At 32.5% G+C, this 24,182-nt stretch carries 14 protein-coding genes; 2 read left to right on the forward strand and 12 right to left on the reverse strand.

The genetic code is table 11. The annotated features are described in order from the left end of the window. Positions 1 to 1,266 carry an MFS transporter gene (locus Q0870_RS04380; protein WP_298551462.1) on the forward strand — a complete coding sequence of 422 codons (1,266 nt, stop codon included), beginning with the start codon at positions 1 to 3 and terminating at the stop codon, positions 1,264 to 1,266. Further along, on the forward strand, positions 1,256 to 2,296 hold the full coding sequence (locus tag Q0870_RS04385; RefSeq protein ID WP_298551464.1) for a Gfo/Idh/MocA family oxidoreductase: 1,041 nt from the start codon (positions 1,256 to 1,258) through the stop codon (positions 2,294 to 2,296). Before Q0870_RS04380 ends, Q0870_RS04385 begins: the two co-directional genes overlap by 11 nt. A gap of 30 nt (positions 2,297 to 2,326) precedes the next feature. On the opposite strand, the gene Q0870_RS04390 is transcribed toward Q0870_RS04385, so the two are convergent. The 12 genes from Q0870_RS04390 to Q0870_RS04445 form a co-directional block, all read right to left on the reverse strand. Beyond that, the gene (locus Q0870_RS04390) at positions 2,327 to 3,226 is read right to left on the reverse strand and encodes an aldose 1-epimerase (RefSeq protein WP_298551466.1); all 900 of its coding nucleotides are present in this window, start codon (positions 3,224 to 3,226) and stop codon (positions 2,327 to 2,329) included. A gap of 22 nt (positions 3,227 to 3,248) precedes the next feature. Beyond that, on the reverse strand, positions 3,249 to 4,673 hold the full coding sequence (xylE, locus tag Q0870_RS04395) for a D-xylose transporter XylE (RefSeq protein ID WP_298551469.1): 1,425 nt from the start codon (positions 4,671 to 4,673) through the stop codon (positions 3,249 to 3,251). A 69-nt stretch (positions 4,674 to 4,742) separates the two neighbouring features. Further along, positions 4,743 to 6,059, reverse strand: coding sequence for a xylose isomerase (gene xylA, locus Q0870_RS04400; RefSeq protein WP_298551471.1), 1,317 nt, complete (start codon positions 6,057 to 6,059; stop codon positions 4,743 to 4,745). A 146-nt stretch (positions 6,060 to 6,205) separates the two neighbouring features. Then, positions 6,206 to 7,696, reverse strand: coding sequence for an FGGY family carbohydrate kinase (locus Q0870_RS04405; protein ID WP_298551472.1), 1,491 nt, complete (start codon positions 7,694 to 7,696; stop codon positions 6,206 to 6,208). Position 7,697: 1 nt separating this feature from the next. Continuing rightward, entirely contained in the window at positions 7,698 to 8,690 is a 993-nt protein-coding gene (locus tag Q0870_RS04410) for a GntR family transcriptional regulator (RefSeq protein ID WP_298551473.1), read from the reverse strand. A 122-nt stretch (positions 8,691 to 8,812) separates the two neighbouring features. Further along, positions 8,813 to 10,381, reverse strand: coding sequence for a ThuA domain-containing protein (locus Q0870_RS04415; RefSeq protein WP_298551474.1), 1,569 nt, complete (start codon positions 10,379 to 10,381; stop codon positions 8,813 to 8,815). 83 nt (positions 10,382 to 10,464) lie between these two features. Further along, positions 10,465 to 11,454 (reverse strand): kelch repeat-containing protein, encoded by a 990-nt coding sequence (locus Q0870_RS04420; RefSeq protein ID WP_298551476.1) that lies wholly within the window; start codon positions 11,452 to 11,454, stop codon positions 10,465 to 10,467. Positions 11,455 to 11,528: 74 nt separating this feature from the next. Then, positions 11,529 to 13,949, reverse strand: a complete 2,421-nt coding sequence (locus Q0870_RS04425) for a glycoside hydrolase family 2 TIM barrel-domain containing protein (RefSeq protein ID WP_298551478.1) — start codon at positions 13,947 to 13,949, stop codon at positions 11,529 to 11,531. Between the two features lie 96 nt (positions 13,950 to 14,045). Continuing rightward, positions 14,046 to 15,227, reverse strand: a complete 1,182-nt coding sequence (locus Q0870_RS04430) for a glycoside hydrolase family 88 protein (protein WP_298551480.1) — start codon at positions 15,225 to 15,227, stop codon at positions 14,046 to 14,048. Positions 15,228 to 15,243: 16 nt separating this feature from the next. Then, complete coding sequence (locus tag Q0870_RS04435; protein ID WP_298551482.1) at positions 15,244 to 16,755, reverse strand: RagB/SusD family nutrient uptake outer membrane protein; 1,512 nt, start codon at positions 16,753 to 16,755, stop codon at positions 15,244 to 15,246. Positions 16,756 to 16,766: 11 nt separating this feature from the next. Continuing rightward, positions 16,767 to 19,796, reverse strand: coding sequence for a TonB-dependent receptor (locus Q0870_RS04440; RefSeq protein ID WP_298551485.1), 3,030 nt, complete (start codon positions 19,794 to 19,796; stop codon positions 16,767 to 16,769). Positions 19,797 to 20,019: 223 nt separating this feature from the next. Next, positions 20,020 to 24,081 carry a two-component regulator propeller domain-containing protein gene (locus Q0870_RS04445; protein WP_298551487.1) on the reverse strand — a complete coding sequence of 1,354 codons (4,062 nt, stop codon included), beginning with the start codon at positions 24,079 to 24,081 and terminating at the stop codon, positions 20,020 to 20,022. Positions 24,082 to 24,182 lie beyond the last annotated feature (101 nt).

Consider the following 24,182-nt stretch of genomic DNA (forward strand, 5'->3'; position numbering starts at 1 on the left):
ATGAACACAAGTATTCCAAAAAGAAGATACGGTTTCTTCGCAGGCTCTTTCTTTATTACATTATTGTTATACATAGATCGTGTTTGTATATCATCTGCCAAAGATGCCATTAGTGGAGATTTGTTACTTACGGATATTCAAATGGGCTGGGTTTTAAGTGCTTTTGCTTTAGGATATGCTTTATTCCAAGTCCCTGGAGGTGCATTAGGAGATAAATTTGGTGTTCGGAAAGTGATGACTTCAATTATGATTTTATGGTCTATTTTTACAGCGTTTACAGGCTTAGCTTGGAATTATGTATCCATGGTATTTTTCAGGTTTATTTTTGGTGCTGGAGAAGCTGGTGCTTTTCCTAATATTTCTAGAGCTGCCTTTTCGTGGGTTCCCTTAAAAGAACGCGGTATTTTTCAGGGCATCAATTTTTCAGGATCTAGATTAGGAGCTGCTTTTGCTTTACCATTGGTTGCTTATTTAATTGATGCTTGGGGCTGGCGAAATATCTTCTACTTTTTTGGCGCTGTGGGAATTATATGTTCTGTAGCATTTTATTTTCTATTTAGAAATAAGCCTGAAGAACATAAAGGCATTTCTGATGCTGAAAAAAAGTACATTATTAAAAATCGTCAACAAGAAGTGGAAGGCACTAAAACAAGTTTACCGCTAAATCGTATTCTTGGATCTAAAAATGTGATTCTTGCCATGATTCAATATATAGGAAGTAACTTCATTTTCTTTTTCACACTAACATGGTTATTCCCATATATTAAGGCAAAATATGGTTTGAATTTGGTAACAACTGGATTCTATGCCATGTTACCGCTTTTAGCGGGTGCTTTAGGAAATTGGGTGTCTGGTTATACCGTAGATGCTATTTACAAAAAAGGAAATTGGAAATTATCTAGACAAATACCTGCCATTATTGGCTTTGTATTAGTGGTTATAGGTATACTTTCTAGCTTATATATGGAAACGGCTCTTGGTGCTGTATTATGCTTATCAGTTGCCATATTTGGCGCAGATATGACATTGAGTCCATCATGGTCATTTTGTATGGATATTGGAAAAGAACATTCTGGAAAAGTTTCTGGAATGATGAATATGGCAGGAAACTTAGGTGCTTTTTCTACAGCACTAGCCTTCCCCTATTTACTAGATTGGACGGGGTCAAACGAGCCATTTTTCTATGTAGCTGCCTTTTTAGGTTTTGTTGCTATTTTCTGTTGGTTATTTATGGATTCTTCTAAAGCAATTAATCATGAAAAATAAGTTGAAAGGTGTTGCTATAGGCGCTGGATATTTTAGTAGATTTCAATATGAAGCTTGGACGCGTATTTCTGAAGTTGAAATTACAGCACTTTGCAATTCTAATATGGAAAGAGCAAAGGGCATCATGAATTCATTTGGTGTAAAAAAGCATTACACAGATTACAAAGAAATGATTATTAATGAAAAACCAGACTTTGTAGATATTATTACACCGCCAGAAACACATTTTGAGATGTGTAAATTTGCCGCAGACAACGGTGTTCATATTATTTGCCAAAAACCATTAGCACCTACTATTGAAGAATCTCAAAAAATTGTAGATTATGTATCTTCTAAAGGTGTGCGCTTTGTGGTACATGAAAATTTCAGGTTTCAACCTTGGCATCGTGAAATCAAAAAAATTATTAATAATGATGAATTAGGAGACTTGTTTAACCTTAACTTCAGATCCCGAATGGGTGATGGCTGGGGAGATGATGCTTATTTGGCAAGACAGCCTTATTTTAGAGATTACAAAAAGTTGCTTATATACGAAACTGGCGTCCATTTTATTGACACCTTTCGTTATCATGCTGGTGAAGTGAAAAGCGTTTATGCTATTCTAAAAAGATTGAATCCTGTTATAAAAGGTGAAGATTCTGGATTAATGATTTTAAATTTTAACAATGAATCTACAGCTATTTGGGATGCGAATCGATTTAATGAAAATAATTTCAAAAAATCAAGATACACTTTTGGTGAGTACCTAATTGATGGCTCTAAAGGTTCATTAAGACTTTATTCTGATGGAAAAATCACCATTCAAAAATTAGGTCAAAAAGAAGAAGAGCACAGCTATACGCACAATGATATTGGTTTTGCAGGAGATTGTTGTTATATTTTCCAAAGAGATTTTATCGATAAACTTATCTCTGGAGATACTTTTGAAACTAGCGGACATGATTATTTAAAAACATTAAAAATACAGGAAGCCATATATGAATCAGCACAAAAAAATGTTCCTATTCACATAGCACCTATTCCAACTTAAAACAATAAAACATTGGTAACCAATGTTTTATTATTTATCTATTTTAAGACTCCATTTTACACTATAAACATCACTAGGTTGAAGTTCTTTTAAACCTATACCATTATTAAAGCTATCTGAGACTCCCGTTGTTGGTTCTATTGCCATAGTATTTTCTAATGGAGGCGTATACAATTGTAAGAAGCTGTCTTTTTCAGAAGATTTTAAAATTAAACTATAGTTTGGTGTTTTAAATAAAACGCTATTAGAATCCAAAATAAAGCAATCATCTAAACTCTTATTATCTACAACAAATCCTTTAACTTCTTTATTAGAGATAACTGCATCGGTTATATTACGATGGTCTAGTTTCAATTTTTTATTTGAATCAAAAATTATTGAGCTTTCACATAAGTTTTTACTTAAAAAATAAGGGTGCCAACCTATTGTAAAAGGAAAAGTTTTTAAATCCGTATTTTTTATTTCAATATTTAAATCTAGTGTGTTTTTAGTTAAAACATATTCTAAATAAACTGCATATTTAAATGGAAACCCATTAGACATGTTTTCTTCTTGATATTCTAATTTTATAGAAGCATAAGTTTCTGTTGCCTTTTTATCTACAACTTCAAAAGTTTTATTATAAACCAAACCGTGAATGGCATTATTAAGCTTTTTCTCGTTGATATCAAATTGAAATGTTTTACCCTTAAATTTATATTTACCATCTTTTATTCTATTTGCGAATGGAAACAAAATTGAAGAAGCATAGGTATCTCTATAACTCAGAGGACTTAAATCTTTTATAATAGTTTGATTTTCACAAACTAACTCTTGTAAACTCCCACCTAAATTCAAATAAATCTTAGCGTATGACGCTTCTTTTATATTTTGAATTTCAATATAATTTTGATCTTCAGATGGGAGATTTGTATGTTTAATAATATACATTGTGTGTGCTTTTAGAAACCGCTTACTTTTTCCAAAGACTTTCCATTTCTTCTAAAGTTTTCCCTTTAGTTTCAGGTACATATTTCCATACAAACCACATGGCTAATAAAGACATAATACCGTAAACCCAATATGCAAAACCATGATTAAATTGTTCGGTTAAAGCTGTATTATCATTCATCATAGGGAATGTTAATGATACTAGATAATTAGAAATCCATTGCGCTGCTACTGCAACTGCCATAGCTTTTCCTCTAATTTTATTAGGAAATATTTCTGAAAGTAATACCCAAACTACTGGCCCCCAACTTAAGGCGAAACTTGCTACATAAAGCATCATACATGCTAAAGCTAAATATCCTGTTGCTCCTGAGAAAAACACAAACCCTAAAGCTAACATAGCTACTGCCATGCCCAATGCACCAATAAGCATTAACGGTTTTCTGCCTCGCTTATCAACTGTTTTAACAGCTATGATCGTAAATAAGAAGTTTACAATACCCACAATAATGGTTAGCAATAAAGCACCATCTGTATTAGGATCAATAGATTTAAATATTTCTGGTGCGTAATATAATACCACGTTTATACCAACAAACTGTTGGAATACTGAAAGTGCAATACCAATAAGTATAATACCCCAACCGTATGATAATAATTTCCCTGAGCTTTTAGTTTCAGAAACTGAGCTTTTAATTTCAGCTAAAATTCTGTTTCCTTCTTCTTCTCCATTTACTTTTTTAAGAACGTCTAATGCTTCTTCTGGTTTATTTTTAAGCATTAAAGAACGTGGCGTATCTGGCACAAAAAATAATAGCCCTAAAAATAATCCTGCAGGAATAACTTCTGATGCAAACATCCATCTCCAACCCACTTCATTCAACCACGCGTCTGAACCTCCACCTCTTGAAATAAAGTAGTTTACAAAATACACGACCATGAAACCACCAACAATTGCCAGCTGATTAAAAGACACTAGTTTACCTCTACTATCCGCAGGCGCAATTTCTGCAATATAAAGAGGTGATAACATAGAAGCTAAACCAACTCCTATACCACCAATAATTCTATAGCAGATAAAAATTGTTGAAAATGTATGATCTAATTCTCCAATTGGAGCAAGACCCATTTCGGGCATTGCAGATCCCAAAGCAGAGATTAAAAATAATATGGCCGCTAGAATTAAACCTTTTTTTCTACCTAATTTTTTACTTACAAGTCCACCAAAAATACCACCTATAATACAACCTATTAAAGCACTAGCAACTAAAAATCCTTTAAATGCATTTGCGGCTGCTTCACCGAGTCCTTTTGGTTGTACAAAAAAGCTATCTAAAGAACCTACGGTTCCTGAAATAACACCGGTATCATACCCAAATAAGAGACCTCCTAATGTAGCAACTAAGGTTAGTTTTATTAAATATCCTGAATTTTTTGATGTTCCCATAATTTATATTTAGTTAGTTAATATTTAAAGATGTTTCAGGTTTTAAAAACCTGAAACATCTTATGGTTATTATATGTATTGATTAATAATATTCTCAAACAACTCTTGCTTACCACTTCTTAATTGTAATTCGCCGTTTTCTTGAGCGATTTTATATAAATCTTGTAAACTTAATTTACCGTTTTCAAAATCTTTTCCTTTACCTGAATCGAAAGAACTGTAACGCTCTTTTCTTAATTTTTCATAAGGTGATGAAGTTATGATTTTATCTGCAATTAATAAAGCGCGAGCAAAAGTATCTGCTCCACCTATATGTGCGTGGAATACATCTTCTAAATCTGTTGAATTTCTTCTAATTTTAGCATCAAAATTAACACCTCCACCTTGTAAGCCTCCTGCTTTTAAGAACACTAACATAGCTTCTGTAGTTTCTTGAATGTTGTTTGGAAACTGATCGGTATCCCATCCGTTTTGGTAATCGCCTCTATTAGCATCTAAACTTCCTAACATGCCTGCTTTTGCAGCCGTTTCAATTTCGTGTTGGAATGTATGTTGCGCTAAAGTAGCGTGATTTACTTCAATATTTATTTTGAAATCTTTATCCAATCCGTATTCTTTTAAGAATCCAATAGCTGTTGCTGTGTCAAAATCGTACTGGTGCTTTGATGGTTCCATAGGTTTTGGCTCAATAAAGAAATTCCCTTTAAAACCTTGGCTACGTGCATAATCTCTAGCCATACCTAAAAATTGTCCCATGTGGTCTAGCTCACGCCCCATATCTGTATTTAATAAAGACATATAACCTTCTCTACCTCCCCAGAATACATAATTTTCACCACCTAATTTTATTGTAGCATCTAAAGCTAATTTAATTTGCCCTCCTGCTCTAGCAACCACATCAAAATCTGGATTTGTTGAAGCACCATTCATGTAGCGTGGGTTTGAAAAACAGTTTGCTGTTCCCCATAATAATTTAACACCACTAGCTGCTTGCTTGTCTTTGATATAATCTGTAATAGTTGCTAATCTTTGTTCTGATTCTGAAAACGTTCCACCTTCTTGAATTAAATCGAAATCGTGGAAACAGAAATAATCGAAGCCCATTTTACCAATAAATTCGAAAGCGGCATCGGCTTTATCTTTTGCTGCTTGAATAGGGTCTGAAGATTGATCCCATGCAAAGTTTTGTGTTCCTGGACCAAACGGGTCTGAACCTTGACCACAGAATGTATGCCAGTAAGCTATTGAAAACTTAAACCATTCACTCATAGTTTTTCCGGCTACAACCTGATCTGGGTTATAGTATTTAAATGCTAATGGGTTATCGGATTCTTTCCCTTCAAATTTAATTTTGTCTATTCCTTTAAAATATTCTTTAGTTGCCATGATAAAAAGTTTATATGTGTTTTTGTTTATTCGTTTATTTGTTATTAGTTCTGCTGTGCGTTAGGGATTGAGGCATTTGTTGAAGCTCTCCCAATTTTTTATCGGGAAGCGACTGCCGAAAGCCCGACCCTTGCGGTAACGCCCAACTATTTTTTATTTAATATTAGTTCTAATTCGTTTTTCCAGTTATTATAAGCTTCTAGATAAGGTTTCTTGTCTTTAAATGGCATGAAGGTCATAACATGATCATTATCCATAATAGCCTTTCCGAAGGCTTTAAAATCGCCTTTGTGCAAATTTGCTGCTCGTGCTGCCCCTATGGCGCCTGTTGTGTTATAAATTTCTATTTCTTGCTCTATTAAAGTGGCTACGGTGTTTGCGAAAATTTCTGAGCGGAATAAATTATCGTTTCCGGCGCGAATGACGCTTGGTTTCATACCGTCGGATGTCATGATTTCCATACCATATACAAATGAAAACGCGATGCCTTCTAGAGCTGCTCTGCACATGTGGCCTTTGTGATGATTGTTTAGATTCATGTTGACAATACGCGTGCCTATTTCTTTGTTGTTTAGCATACGTTCTGCTCCATTTCCAAAAGGAATTAAGCACACGCCATCTGACCCTACTGGAATTTCTGAAGCTAAATTATTCATCTCTTCATAGGAGTTTACCGCTAAATTATTTAACAACCAGCGGTACTGAATACCAGCACCATTGACACATAGTAATTTACCAATTCTTGGGTCTGCTCCTTTTTGATAATTTACATGTGCAAAATTATTTACTCGCGAACTTTCTTTGGCTGATAAACTATCTGTTACAGCATAAACGACTCCTGAAGTTCCTCCTGTTGCCGCTACTTCGCCCGGATTAAACACGTTTAGTGATAAGGCGTTATTTGGTTGATCTCCTGCTCTATAAAAAATGGGGGTTCCTGCGGCGATACCACTTTCTGCTTCTCCATTTGCATCGACTGTAGATTGCGCGCCGAAGGTTTCAACAATATCTGGAACCAACGCTTTATCTATACCGTAATGTTCTAAAAGAAAATCGGCTACATTATCGTCTTTGAAATTCCAAAAAATCCCTTCTGACAATCCTGAAATAGTTGTGTTTATCGTGTTTGAAAACTTATATGCCACATAATCTCCTGGGAGCATAAATTTATAAATCTTGTTATAAATATCTGGTTCGTTTTCTTTTACCCATTTTAATTTTGAGGCTGTAAAATTGGCTGGAGAATTTAATAAGTTTGATGCGCAGGTGTCATTTCCAATCTCGTTAAAAGCGGTATTACCTGTTTCAACAGCTCTACTATCGCACCAAATAATACTTTTACGAAGAGGATTGCCTTCTTTGTCTATTACGACAAGCCCATGCATTTGATAAGAAATACCTATACCTTTAATTTGAGCTTTGCTTACATTATACTTCTTTTTCAATTGTGTAATAGCGTTGCAAATGTGTTTCCACCAGTCGTTTGGACTTTGTTCTGCCCAACCGTTTTTTGCGGCATACATACCCATTTCTTCTTTTGGTTCTTGTACAACGCCTAAACTTTTACCCGATTCAACTTCTACTAAAGCAGCTTTAATCGATGAACTTCCTATGTCTAATCCTAAGTAATAATTCATTTTATAATGAGTCTCTTAATGTTAATTTGGTTGGTACGTAATGTTGTATTGGTTTATCTTGGGTTACAAATTCTGCCGCTTTAGTACCTAATGCTTTAAAATCTGTTGAAATAACCGAAATGCCTTTATATATAAATTTTTTGGTTGGTGTTTCGTTATAAGACAAAAAGCCCACATCGACACCAGGCTCTAAATTTTCTGATTTACATTGTTCTAAAAACTGACCTAACATTCTATCGCTTGTAGAAATATATGCTACATCTTTTTCTACTTTAAATGCTTTGGGGTTTGATATTATTTCGTAATCAAATTGAAATAACTCACAATACTTTTTAAAATAATCAATAGTTTCCTTTGGATGAAAAGTAAAAGTTGGGTATAGAAAAATCAACTTTTTATATTTTTTAAAAGTGCTACTAGCTGGTTTTAAAGCTTCAAAAAAAGCTTCACCAAAATCTTGAAACACATAATTATTATTAGAGTTAGAGTGTATACTCCAATCTATAAGCAAAAGCTTATTATTATCAATATCCGACAATACTGAAGGGACATCATTATGATTAAACGTCATAACAACATACTTATAATACTTCCCTTTACTGTTATTTAAAATGGTTTTAAAATTATCAATATTATAATGATGAAATTGAACATCTGTAATAATATTATCGGGTAAATTGTTTACAAAAGAATGATAAACAACTTCTTTATATGCTTTAAAAGTATCTAAAACTAGAAGTACTTTCCGTGTGTTATTTGCAATGTAATACCCTTTATTGGGTACTGATTCTATAACACCTTGTTCCTTAAGAATAGAATAGGATTTAAAAACGGTATCTCTAGATAACTGATAGGTATTGCATATGTAATTAACAGAAGGTAATGCATCGCCGCTTTTTAATTTGTTATTGGCAAGATCATTGTTTATGGCGTTTACCAATTGTTGATACTTTGGCACTTCACTATTAGTATTGATAGTTAAATTTACACTCATTAAAAATCTGTTCTGTTCTGTTCTGGTTTGTAAATATACTATATTTTTAATTCTTTGAAATACTTTCCGATGCTTTTTTCACTTAAAAGACTCTATTTCAAAAAGAAAGAAATATTAACACCCTATTTAGTCTGTTTGATAAACTTATTTGGAATCCTATCTATTGACTTGATTTTAATATCTTTATAGAAAACCTCTGCCGCCTCTGATTGAATTTGAATACGCCCTTTTACCAGAGGTACAATTTGATTATCTGAATTCTTATATTTTGAATTATACAATGCCATTACCACTTTTCCATTTACAATATGCAAACTTGTACCTTCATAACAAATAAGTTCAAGTGTATTCCATTCTCCATGAGGTTTTTCATTATCAAAACCTTTATTACAGTGGTTTGGAGGAAAGTGCTCTATAGCCGAATAAGGATTCCTTTTGCCATTTTTTAAATAACTAAATTCCTTTTCACCTTCTTTCTTATCTGAAGGAATATCTATTAAAACATCTACTAATCCATAGTAATCACCTACATCGGTTTCTTGAACCTGAAATTCTTGAGAAGCCATCCATACATTCCAAAAAGCCGTATATGAACCGTGGCAATGATATAAAATACCACTATCGCGTTTTCTTAATAATCTTGGTTCCCAAATTTGCTCCCCCCATTTAAATTGGAGTTTTAAATGGTAATTTTCATAATCTTGCTTTGAGGTTAATGCACCATAAATTTCTCCGGAAACATGAAGTATATTTTCTCCATTTTCTTTTTTAAAATTGAATACTTTTTTAGGGTCATTATTTAAACCCAATGGTGCTGCATTTTTACCGTTACTCTCTGGATCAACGTTATCCAAACCTTTTACCGTAGCATGGGGTGCTCCAATAAACACATCCCAATTTTTGTTTGAATCATCCTCAAAAAGATTTGTCCATTTTTTAGTTGAAGGTTTTTTTATTTGCTTTAAATCTGCAGCCCAAAATATAGCGCCTTGTATTAATTTTTCAAACCTTATATCATCATAAATCTCATTAGTATGCCCCATTCCTGTATAAAACACTCTACCACCATCATAATGATGGTACCAAGTAATGGGATGGTTATTGGTATTCATTTTTTTACCTTTATAAGAACTTTCATCTAGCGATGCTAAAACATTGACATGTTTAGCAACAGGCTTTGTGAAATTATACCATTCGTCCTTAAAAACCTCAACTGCCTCTAAATGGTTAATTGTTGGATGCTCACTTGATTTATCAACGTGAAGTGTAGCGTTTTGAACTTTTGGATGGTCTTTAAAAGTAGCTCCAATCATTTCAGTAAACCAAGGCCACTCTATTTCTGTATTTGATACACAGTGGATTCCAACAAATCCTTTACCTGTAATCATATACTGTTTTAGTGCTTTTTTTTGATTTTCATCAAATAGATTTCCTGATGTATTTAAAAAAACAAGTACATTGTATTGCTTTAAATTATCACTTGTAAAATCTTTAGAATCTTCAGAGAAATTAACATTCCAATTGTTTTTATTCGCTAATTCAGTCATGAATTTAATCCCTGTTGGAATAGATTTATGACGAAAACCTTCTGTTTTTGAAAACACAAGAATATTTGGTTTATTTTGTTGTGACTGAACTATTCCAAAGGAAAGTAGAAATAAAACGTAACAAATTATTTTTTTATTATTCATTTAAAATATTTTTGAATAGCAATATTACTTATTTAAGAAATACAAAACATCCTGCGCTATACTGATTCAGACCTAGTAGATAATTATCTGAATCTTTCCATAGAATCTAATTCAGGTTTACCACCTCTATTACCACTTCCAGCAACAATATAAATGCTGTTTTTATAAACAATAGCCTGAGTGCCATGTCTACCTCTATTTAAACCTTCAATTCTTCGCCATGTATTAGATTTTATACTATAAGCATCAACATCGCTATGCGCTTCTTTTTGCGCCATACTTTCTCCTCCAATCAAAATTAAATCATCTCCTAGAATAACAGATGATGCCCCTGCTCTTGATATTTTTATATTATTCTCTTGAGGTAATGTTGTCCAAGTATTTGTTTTTATATCGTAAACATCAACCTCTGGAATAGTTAATTGAAATGTTTGCTTGGTCGCATAAGAAGAATTTCTGCCTCCAGCTGCATAAATCTTACCTTTCTTAATAACTGCATGAAAATGGTCTCTGGCTCTTGGTGCGTCTTTTAAAACTGTCCATCGTTTTGTTTTAAAATTATAAACATCTAACCAAGGCACATGCGTGCTATTATGACCATCTACAATACCGCTAACAATATAAGCTTTATTTTTTTTAATAACCACACCTGAAGAACCGCGCCGTCTTTCTTTAGGGATTTCTGCACCTTCTGCCCAAGTATTTTTTTTAGGATTATAGATTAAAATATTTGGTAATGGTGTTTCATAGGGGTATTTACCAGTCATGGCTCCAAACATATAGATATTACCTTTGTAAGCTACAGCTTGAAAATGATGAATTTCTACAGGTGGCTTAGAGCTTTTACTCCAAGTATTTGTTTTAGTATTATAAATTGAAACCGGTTTAATTCCACGACCACCAAGCAAATAAAATTTATGTTTTACACGAACAAAACTATTTTCATGACGTGCTATAGGTGAATCAGGAGAGTTAATTGTTTCCCATTTCCCTTTTGATGAAAAATCTTGCGAAAGTGTTAATTCAGGTAGTATTAACAGCCAACATAAAAATAATATTTGTTGTAATTTCATTTAGATATAGTTTGACCTTATCAATATTAATAATTTAGACAACAAATTACATCCTGTACTGTACTGCAAATATTTTACTTAATAGTCAAATACGTGCCTTTAAAACTTTGATTTAGTACCATAACTTGAAGCGGTTCTTCTTTTGATGTACGCTTAACCATAATTGAAGCTTTACCATTAGCCATCTCTATTATCTCACTTCCTGTTGGTGTTCCTTGGCTAACCAAAGCAGTTCCTCCATTTAAACATTGGAAGTACACTCGATTTTGGTAATCTAAACATCTTAAACCATTATTATCTACTGCTGTACTTGTTATCAAATAATTATTATCTGCTAATTCTTTATACTCTAATTTTAAAGCTCGTGCTTTTCCATTTTTAACATAACGATAATTAACTTTCAATGCATCGTTAACCTGTGTCTTTTCTTTAGTTTTACCTATAGCCTTTATATTATTTTCACCTTCATTAAAAACAATGCTCCAATTTAAACCTGCAGCAGGAAATACTTTAGTGTCTCTTTTTTTTGTTCCTAAACTTTTTCCGTTTAAAAATAATTCAACTTCTGGACAATTACTATAAACGCTTATATCTCTTGATTTACCTTTTGGCCCTTGTCGCTCTGTCCAGGTATGGGATTCTATATATACAAAAGGCTCATCACTCCAATAACTTTTAAAAACATAGTAGGCATCTTTTGGTTTGCCTGTTCTATCTACTAAACCTTTTTGATTCATATATGGAATCGCATTTTCTGGTCGTAATGGCGTCCCAAAATCTTTAAATGCCCATTGTATATTACCAACGAATGTAGAATCATTTTCAGAAATTCGTAAATGCCAATCAAATAAATCTACAATGTAGTTTTCGCTCCAATCTCCTATTTGTGCAATGTTGGCAACATCAGTTTGAACGATAGCCTCTTCCCAACCATCAGATTTAATTTTACCTTCGCCAGTTATAGGGTTTTCAGTATGACGCCCAACATGACTAGACCCTCCATATTCAGCGTGCAAAAAATGTGGATACTCTGCCTTATATTGATCTATAGCTTTTTGATAACTTTTATAACTCCCTGAATACCAACCCGACCAGATAGACGGTGAGAACACATCAACAATATGAGCCCCTTCGTAATATTTACGTATAGCTGTTTTACGAAATGGATCTAATTTGTGCGCATAATCATTTAGTTCTTGCAAATATGTATTTATATTTTCTCTATCATCTCCATTTTCAAAATCTGGCAACCAATAAATTTCGTTACCTAGAGACCATAAAATAACACTTGGATGATTATAATTTTGTTCGATAATTTCCTTTAACATGTTTTTAGAATTCTTTTTCCATGCATCATTACCTAAACCACCTCGACACCAAGGTAATTCGTCCCAAACTAATAAACCCAACTCATCACAAGCCTTGTAAACTTCTGGGTCTTGTGGGTAATGTGCTAATCTTACAAAATTGGCTCCCATATCCTTAATGAGTTCCATATCAGCTCTATGTTGCTCATTACTCATAGCTGCACCTACACCAGCATGCTCTTCATGTCTGTGAGTACCTCTTAGCAATAAACGTTTTCCGTTAAGATAAAATGCTCCGTGGTCTTTAAACTCAAACCACCTAAAACCTAAGCGTTCTGCAACAGCATCTTTGACGAATTCACCATCAATTAATTCTAATTTAAGTGTATATAAATTTGGTGTTTCAGTATCCCAAAGTTGAGGATTATTAATATCGTTAAATACAATATCAGCTGAGTTTTTAGAGATATCAAATAACGCTATTTTTATAGTTGTGTTTTTAGCATCAATCAATGATGCCTTAACTTTTAGGTTAGATTTTTTAGCTCCACTTACTGAAACTGTAGCTATTAATTCCGCACTTTCATGAGAAACCTTTGGGGTACTAATTTTTAAATTTGAAAGATAACTTGCTGGATAGGTTTGTAACCATACGTCTCTAGTTACACCCCCAAATATGAAAAAATCACTTTTTTGAGAAGGAATAACTTCTGGGTTATATGTGTTATCAGCTCGAACTAAAATTTCGTTTTTCCCTTTTTTAATAACACTTGTAATATCTACTTCAAAACCAATGTATCCACCAATATGCCCACCTACTTTTTTACCATTAACATAAATTTCACTTTCAATATTTACACCTTCAAAGTATAGACTATAGTTTTGCCCAATAATTAGTGTTTCTATATGCAATTCTTTTTTGTACCAGCTTGCACTCCTTCTATAACCCGGTATAATATCAGTAGCATCTAACGCGTTCCATGTATGTGGTAAATCTATTGAATTCCATTTGGCTTGCCCTAAAGCATCATCTAACGAGTTTGTATTATTTTCTAAGTAAAACCAATTATTATTAATGTTTGTTTTACTACGAACACTGTTATTCTCTGAATTTGAGTTGCATGATAACATCATAAAACTCATCCAGAAACATATAATTAACTGGAAACTGAAAGCTTTATATTTCATTTTATGTTTTTAAACTAGGGTAATAAATAACTTAATCCATAAACTATAGATTAAGTTTGATTCACTTGTATTTGGTCTCTGATTGATGCGTCTTTTTTACTTTAAGTCCTTTAGACGCAATAAAGTTTGCAAAAAATAGTAATCGCCATAAACAATAGGCTCATCCATTTCATGACGTTTTGACCAATCACCAAAACTATGGTCTAATATAAATGGAATATTTAAATCTTTTGGTAAAATATAGTTAGAACTTTTCAAACTATTAACCACTTTTTTACTATAGTTTAAATAAGCTTCATTTTTTGTGTATTGGTATAACTCTACCAAACCTGAAGCTACAACTGTTGCTGCAGAAACATCTCGAGGGATATTTGGGATATCTGAATGTGAAAAATCCCAATACGGAATACCATCTTCGGGTAAGTCTTTATGATTTATAAAAAAATTGGCTGTTTTTACAGCTCGATTTAAATATTTTTTATCTTTTGTATAACGGTATACTGTAGTAAAACCATTTATAGCCCAACCTTGTCCTCTAGCCCAAGCAGAATTGTCATGAATACCTTGATGGGTAACACGACCCCTTACTTGTCCTGAAATAGTATCATAATCTAATACATGCCAAGTACTATGATCTTCACGAAAATGATTTTTCATGGTTGTATTCGCATGATTAACCGCTATTTTATGAAATGTACTATCTCCTGAAATTTTAGTTGCCTCAAAAAGCAACTCTAAATTCATCATGTTATCTATTATCACAGGAAATTGCCACTTATCTCTATTAAAATCCCATGAACGGATACTACCTATATGAGGATTGTATCGTGTACTTAGTGTTTGTGCACTATGTACAATAACATCTTTATATTCTTGATTATCTTCAACTTTAAGTCCGTTATCAAAACTACAAAACACCTTAAAACCCATGTCGTGAGTTTTATCATTATACTTTTCTTTTTCGATAAAAGCTGTCCATTCTTTGGCTTTATTTTTATAAGCTTCATTTCCTGTTAGCATATAAATTTGCCAAAAGTTACCAGCAAAAAAACCACTAGTCCAATTTTCAGAAGGTACTTTTTTTATTATTGTTGTTTTTGGATTATAGCTTCTTGCAAAAGCTGTGGAATCTACTTTATAATTTAGAAACTTATTGTATCTAGCTTGTAACAAAGCTTCAATAGTTTCTTTACTGTCTACTACTTTATTTTTATCCTCAGATTTACATGATACACATGTAAATCCAAGGATAATAAATAAAAAACTAACTCTAAACATCAAACTCAAAAGTTTTTTAATAACCAGTGTTTTGTGGCTCTAAATTTGGATTACGTTGTAACTCATCATTCGGAAGTGGGTACAAATAATCTCTTGACGCTGTAAAATTTGATCTTACTTCAAAACCACCAGGACCAAATACTTGGGTTCCTAAGTCACGCCTTTTAATATCGTACCATCTTTTAAACTCAAAGGCTAACTCCCATCTGCGTTCCTCCATAACCATGTCTCTAAAGTCATCTTGATTTAAACCAGAGACATCTGCTGGAAAACTAGAACCGTTACCATTTCGTGCTCTAGCTCTAACTTTGTTTACATAACCATCTGCTTCCGTAGTACCTGGAGTCACTTCATTTAGTGCTTCAGCAGCTATTAGCAAAACTTCGGCATAACGCAATTGCGCATAATTATGCTCTGAACCTCGACCGTTTCCGTTTGAAGTCTGTCCTGTAAACCTAGCGTACTTAGCAATGTAGGCACTTTGTATATTTCTGGCATCGTAGGTTGGAAAATTCATAAAATCATCGACTGACCCACTAAAAACTCCTGTAGTATCGAGACTTACGGCTTTTCTATAATCTCTACCATCCCATCTGTTATAAACTTCTATACTTGGTACAGCAACAGACCATCCGCCACCTATATTACCAATTTCATTTCTTCTTATACCTGTAAGTGCAGGCATATAATCTTGCCCGTAGTTACCATCTCTAAAGCCATTATGATCAATGGTAAATAGCGCTTCTTTTAAACCTCCTTGCTTAGTTGAATCAAATAAATCTTGAAAATCAGTTGCAAGCTCTAAATCAAATCTACCTTCATTATCTATCACAAATTTTGCTTCATCATAAGCATTTTCAAAATCCTCAATAGTTAAGTAAACCAACGCCAAATAACCTGCAGCTGTTGCTTTAGACGGTAGGCCTGAAGAAGGTTGTGTATCTGGCAACCACTGTTTTGCAAATTCCAAATCTGCAATAATATTCTCATACACCGTAGCTTCTGGAGTTTTCGATATTTGATTTGCATCATCTATAACTGCAACAGGAGCATCAATATATGGTATATCGCCAAAGAGTCTTACCAAATGAAAATATGTATACGCTCGCACAAAATACGCTTGTGCAACAACTGGTTTTGAAATTTCATCTGATAAATCTAAATTACTCTCTCCAAGAATAGCCTCGTTAGCTCCTGCAATAATTTGATAGGTTCTTGGCCAAAATGCAGTAATCATTCCGTTATCATCTGCAACAGCAAAATTATCATGATCCTTTCTTCTACCAGCAGTACCTTGATCTCCAATACCGACCATATCACTTCTAAGCATTAGTGGTAAAGAAAACTTTCTTCCCCAAAATGCTTCTGTTGCCATATTACCATAACTACCATTAATAGTAGTTTGAACATCGCCTATAGATTTTATGAAACCATTGGGAGATAATTCAGATTTGAGTTCTTCCTCTAAGTCTGTACAACCTATAATAGGCAAGACTAACAGTATTATTAAATATTTAAATTTTTTCATTGTTATTTTTTTTAAAACTTAAGATTTACACTGAAGGTGATTGATTCTATATTTGGATAGTTACCATAATCAAACCCTCTATTTACGTTACCATTTCTATTTCCTGAAGCTTGATAGCTTACCTCTGGATCTGTACCTGGGTAATCTGTTATGGTTAATAAATTTTGTCCACTTAAAGACAATCTAACATTATCCATTCCTAGCTTATTGGCTAATTGACTTGGCAAACTATACCCAAAAACTAAATTCTTTAAACGTACATAACTACCATCATAAACAAACCTAGAATTGATTCTTCTTTCTCTAGCTGAAGCTCTCGGAACATTAGTATTAGTATTACTTGGTGTCCAAACATTAAGCGCTTCTGTAGTTGCATTTGAACCTCCTGAAGCAAGCTCAGATAATGTGAAACTATAGATATCACCACCTATAGCACCTTGAAAGAATATACCTAAATCAAAATCTTTGTATTTAAACGTATTGTTTAAACCAAAAGTCCAATCCTGATTTGGGTCTCCAATAATTTTTCTGTCAGCACTATTAATAACACCATCACTTACACCATCTACTTCAACATCTGTAAATAACTCATCACCTGCTACTGCTCCACTAAATGTAGCTGTACCTTCAGGCAACCCTCCGCCTTGATAAACGCCTCTATATTCATAACCGAAGAATTGACCTATAGGTTCTCCCTCTCTAAGAATATGTGTATCATCTTGTAAAAAGTGTCCTGGTGCAGCAGAATCTAGAAACAAATCTTCCCCACTTACTGCAAGTTTCACAATCTCATTACGGTTTCTGGACCAATTAAAATCGGTAGACCATGAAAAATTATCCGTACTAATATTTCTAGTTGAAAGCACAACTTCAAACCCAGTATTGCTAAGTTCTCCTATGTTTGCGAAGAAGTCTGGCTCTAAAAAACCAGTATATTCTGCTGTAGAACTGTTTCTTAATACTAAATCATTTGTTTCAATATTATAATAATCTAGACTCAATGATACCCTGTTATTCCATAAGCCCAAATCTATTCCAATATTTGCTTGACTTGATGTTTCCCATCTTAAGTTTGGGTTTGCAGGGCGCCCAGGAACTACGGCATTTACAGTTTGGTCTCCAACAGCAGTATAAATTGGTGTAAACGTAGAAAATGATTGAAATTCTGTAATGGATGGATTTCCTGATGCACCATAACTTGCTCTTAATTTTAAATTAGAAATGGTAGCACTATCTTTTAAAAAATCTTCATTTGAAATTTTCCACCCTATCGCACCAGATGGGAAAAAAGCATACTTGTTATTTTTAGCGAAAACAGATGATCCATCACGACGAGCAGTTAAGGTAATTAAATACCTATCATCATAGCTATAATTAATACGCCCGTACAGAGATTGCAATTCTCTGTCCCTAAAAAATGACTCAGGCAATAAAGGCACTGAAGCCGTGGCTAAATTAAGGTATGAAGTACTGTTGGTTATAAAACCTTGAGCTCCTGTAGAGTTAGTGAACTCTTCATCTTTTTGATATGAGAACCCAACTAAAGCAGTAATATTACCTTTACCTATCTCTTTAGTATATGTAAAGTAGTTTTCTGTTAATAAGGTGTTTCTTTTTAAGTTTTCAATACTTGCTATACCGCCAACATCTGCAGCAGATGTGATTAAAGTAGAAGGTGTATACTGTCCTCTGGTTTCATTTCTAGAATTAAATCCAAATGTAGACTTAAATACTAAGTTGTCTAAAATTTTATATTCTCCATAAAAATTTGCTCGATATATATCTTCAACGGTTTCGTCAACACGCTCTGTAGCCACAGCAAATGGGTTATCTATATTATCACCCACTGGATTGAAAGTGTTATTACCATTTTCATCTAAAACCCCTATATCTGGCACAAAACGATAAGCAATAGAAATTACATCACCACTTCCACGTCCTCCACTATCTGCCTGACTAGACACACCGTCTTTATTACTTCTGCTACCAAAAGCATTAAAACCAATCTTTAACTTATCATTAATTTGTGCATCAATATTGGTCAAAAATGAAAAGCGCTCGAATCCAGAATTAATAACTACACCATCTTGATCAAAATAGTTACCTGACACATAGTAGTTCATTTTATCCGATCCGCCTGAGAAAGATAATTGATGATTTGTTGTATGACCTGTAGTAAAAATTAAATCTTGCCAGTTCGTACTATCTGGTCCTTGTACATAAGCTGAGTTAATTTGCCTGTTGTAATTAACAAATTGATTGGCATTCAATAAATCTAACCTATTTGATGTTGACTGAATTGCAAAATTACTGTTTAATTCTACTGTCATTTTGCCCTTTTTACCTTTTTTGGTAGTAACTAATATTACACCGTTAGCACCTCTAGATCCATAGATAGCAGTTGCCGAAGCATCTTTTAAAACTTCTACAGATGCAATATCTCCTGGTTGGGGATATGTAGCACCTACAAAACCATCCACAACCACAAGTGCTGAACTATTTCCATTAACCGAAGCATTACCCCTTATAACCACACTAATAGGTGCTCCTGGCTCTCCACCATTATTAGACTGAACTGCGACACCAGCAGCCCTTCCTTGTAAAGCCTGTTGCGCATCTAAAACTGGAAATGCTGTTAACTCTTCTGACTTAACAGAAGAAACAGAACCCGTTAAATCACTCTTTTTTCTGGAACCATAACCTACTACCACAACCTCATCTAAGGCTGATAAATCTTCGTCTAATTGAACATTAACTTGATTAGAACTTCCTACTGTAATTTCTAACGATTTATATCCAACATAGCTGAAAACTAAAATTGCGTTTTCTTCGGTTACATTTATGGAATAGTTCCCATCAAAATCAGTTGACGCTCCATTAGAGGTCCCTTTAACTATAACATTTACTCCTGGTAATGTTAGTCCATCCGTTTTGGATGTCACTGTTCCTGTTATTGTTTTGTTTTGTGCATCAATGGAGAGCACAAAACAAAAACCTAATAACAAAAAAAGTGTTTGTTTTAATTGTTTTGTTTTTTTCATTAGTTAATTTAGTTTTAAATATCCTTTATTTAGTTTAAATAAATAACAATCAACCCTAAAACAACAATAAATGCAATTAGTATGTATTCCAAATATTTTGTTGTTGGTTTGATATTTTTCATCAGTATAAAATTATAACAATTGATTGCTACAGAAGTACAAAATAAGGGGCAAAATAGTACAACGCTCTGTATTTCAATTGGTTAAATATATAAAGACGATTTTAATCGGAGAATTTTGAAGCGTACTTTGAAGGTGTTTCTCCAAATTTCTTTTGAAAAGATTTACTAAAATATTTTGGATCTCTATATCCAACTTGATAACTAACCTGAGAAATATTTATTTTCCCTTGTTCTAATAATTGTGCTGCACGCTTCATTCTGAAATGTTGAATAAAATCATTTGGTGTAAAGTTAGACCATGCTTTTATTTTTGTGAATAACATCGTTCTACTAACACCTAGTTCTGCACAGAAATAAGTAATATCAAAATCTTCATTACTAATATTTTCATTAACTATTAGTAATGCTTTTTTGTAGAGTTTCTCATCATAAGAAGACACCAAAATATCTTCAGGTTTCAGCCCTTCATTTGAAACAAATTTCTTCCTTAATTTTTCTCTTGTTTGAAGCAAATTTTTAACTCTAAGCTTAAACTCATTTATATTGAATGGCTTACTAATATAATCATCGGCTCCAAGCTCTAACCCATCAATCTTATATATTAAAGACGACCTAGAAGTTAATAGTATTATGGGGATATGACTTGTTTTTAAATCCTCTTTAATTGCAGAACATAATTCTGTTCCTGTCATTTCAGGCATAATAACATCACTAACTATTAAGTCAGGAGCTTCTTTTTTGGCCTTTTTTAAAGCTAATTTTCCATTTTCAGTTTCAATTACGTTGTATTGCCCTTTTAATAAACTCTTTATAAATTTACGTAGTGGTTTATGATCCTCCACTATTAGAATAGTCTGTTTATCTTCTTCTTTTATGTCTTCCACAAATGCATCTTCAATAAAATCTTTAGGTTCATTTAATTGCTCTATATATTGAGATACATCATCACTAAATTTAAAATCCTGCAAAATCTCTGTTTCATTTAAATGTGTACTACCTAATAATAATGATACTGAAAATATAGAACCTTTATCATCTAAATTACTTTTTACCTCTATAGTTCCTTTATGTAGTTCTACTATATTTTTGGCAATGGACAACCCAATTCCTGTACCTTTATTATAATTGTTGTCTGGTTTATTATTTACTGCAACTTCAAAAAAACGTTCAAATATTTTGTCATGATATTCTTTAGCTATACCCACTCCAGTATCTTCAATATATATATTTAAGCTATTTTCATTTTTTTTAACTCTAATTACTATTTTGCCTCCTTTTGGAGTATAGCGAAATGCATTTGATATTAAATTATAAAAAACACGCTCTAACTTATTACGGTCGTAGTAAACCAAAACAGTATCTTCATCACATATAAAGTCAAATTCATAATTACCATTTTTTGCAAATTCTGTAAAAGACAAATAAATTTCTCTTAAAAACTTAACAATATTACCTTCGGCAGCTTGCAATTTATATAGATTATTTTCAAATTTTCTGAAATCCATTAACCTATTAATAAGGTGTAATAGGTGGTTTGCATTATTGTCTATAACTAGCAATTTTTTATAAACATTACTACTTCCTCGATAATTCTCAATTATTTGATTAAGCGGTCCTAAAATTAATGCTAAAGGTGTTCTAAACTCATGAGATATATTCGTAAAAAACTGTAGTTTATCTTTATTTATTTCTTTTGTCTTTTCAGTTTCTAGGTATTCTAATTGTAAATCATGCCTCAATTTTGTTCTAGATTTTAGAATATCTAATAAAAAATAAAGTGCCAATATAATAAGTAAGCCATAAATTGTAAATGCCCACCATGTTCGCCATGGTGCAGGTGCTACATAAATTTTTAATTGTGTTACACCTTCATTCCAAACATTATCACTATTAGCTCCTTTAACTTCAAAAACATAATTTCCGGGGTTCTGAATTGTATATGAAGCGGTATTACTAGTCGTTAAATTCCATTCTTTTTCTAGACCTTTAAGTCTGTATTTATAGTTATTATTACTTGGGTTAATAAAGTTAGGAATGGAAAATGAAATGCTAAAATTACCTTGAGTATGAGACAAGTTTATAGATTTGGTATAGGGAAGCGTATTTTGTAACACAGTATTAACCTTACTCTTTTTGTAATCATTTTCTTTAATATTAAAATCTGTCAAAATAACCTGTGGTGTATAGCTATTAGTGATTAATTTATTTGAATCAAAATATGTAACGCCAGTTGGTCCACCAAAGTAAAACTCAGATTCACCTAGCTTTAAACTACTATTATCATTAAATTCATTACTTACTATACCATCTGTTTGATTATAAATCTCTATTTCATTCTGTTTAGAATTATATTTTACTAAACCTTGATTTGTACTAATCCATAATTGCTCTTTATTATCTTCATGAATGCTATGGACTGATGATATATTTATATCGTTAACTGATAAATTAACTGGCTTAAAAGTTGTAGCATCATATTTATACAAACCTTTTGACTTTGTACCTACCCACAAATTTTTATGAATATCTTCAAATACGCATAGTATATCATCTCCATATTGTAGAGTTTCATCATAAAAAAAAGTGGAAACAATATCTTTATTATCTATTCTGTTTAAACCCTTTTCTGTACTAACCCAAATATTGTTTTGTGAATCAATACAAATGGCTCGTACTAAATTATTAGATAAGGTGCTCTTAATGTTATCTGACTCATAAAACCGTTTAAAATCTTTAGTTTCAGGATTATATTTAAACAAACCCTGACCAAAAGTACCTATCCACACATTATTAAAACGATCTCTTTTAATAGCATAAACACCTGCGTTTTTTATAAACTCACGCAGGTTTTCAGGTAATTTATTTTTTAAAAATTGTTTCGTTCTTAAATCATATAAATCTAAGCCATTTTTAAAAGTCCCTATCCATAGAGTATTATTTATAACTCTTAGAGATTTTATGTTATTATCTGAAAGGCTAGTATTTTTTTTTAAAATATAGCTATATGTATTCTTATTTCTATCCCAAATAGTAACTCCTCCTCCTTCTGTACCGAAGTAAATATTATTCTTGTAGTATTCAATTGAGCTCACTACATTATAGCTTAAACCCTTTCCTATTCGATTTTGTGTTATATTTCTGAAGTTGACATTAGAATCATCCCAAATATTAATACCTCCATAGTATGTACCTATCCAAATGGAGTTTTTTATATCTTCAAATAAATATTTAATTGAATTTTTACTCAATCCGTTTTTGTTGTCAATATCTGCTCTTAATGCTACTACAGATTTATCTCTACTAACAATCTTTAAACCATTATAAGTCCCAATCCATAAATTATTATCAATATCAAAAAGCAATTTTCGAACATTTTTATCATTATTTCCTATAGTATTATCAGTTTCTAAATACGAAGAAAACATTCTCGAAACTAAATCATAGCTAATAACACCATTGTTTCTTGAAGCTATTAATATGTTTTCATTAAAACCTTCAACTAAATCTTGAACATAAAAATCTTCACTTCCCTTTAATATGGTAAACTCAAATATATTTTCGTTTAAACTTGACAACTTATAAATCCCTGCTCCTGTACCTACAAAAACATCTCCATTTGAAGCTTCCATAACACACATAATACGCTTTTGTATTGGTCTCTCAAACGTATTTAAGTAATTACTAAAACTGTCTTCTTCTTTATTGTAAATAGAAAGTCCTTCTGAGGTTCCTAGCCATACCTTTCCATTAGAAAGAGTTTTTATTATCCAAATTGTATTATTTGATAAAGACGAGCTTTTTTCATCATGAAAATATCTAGTAAACAAATCGGTTTTAGGATTATACTTATTTAAGCCATTGTATGTCCCAACCCACAGAAAGCCATCGTTATCCTCATGGATAGACAAAATATCATTATTACTTATAGAACTGGAGTTATTTTCTTGGTTTCTATAGACCGTGAATTTTGTACCATCATACTTATTTAACCCATCTCGAGTACCGATCCATATTTGACCTAATCTATCCTGATGAATAGCGATAACTGAACTTTGTGAAAGCCCATCAAAAGTAGACAAATGTCTAAATAGATAGCTGTTATTTTGAGCCTTGAGAGTACAAAATACAATGAAAAGGAAAAGATATAATACAATCTTTTTCATAAAAAATGCTTTCTTTTAAAAGTAAATATAATAAGATTAAATTTGGTTAATTTTGATTACTAAAAAAATAAGTCAACGCATTAAAACGTTGACTTATTTAA

The organism is uncultured Algibacter sp. (assembly GCF_947487575.1).
GTDB lineage: Bacteria > Bacteroidota > Bacteroidia > Flavobacteriales > Flavobacteriaceae > Algibacter_B.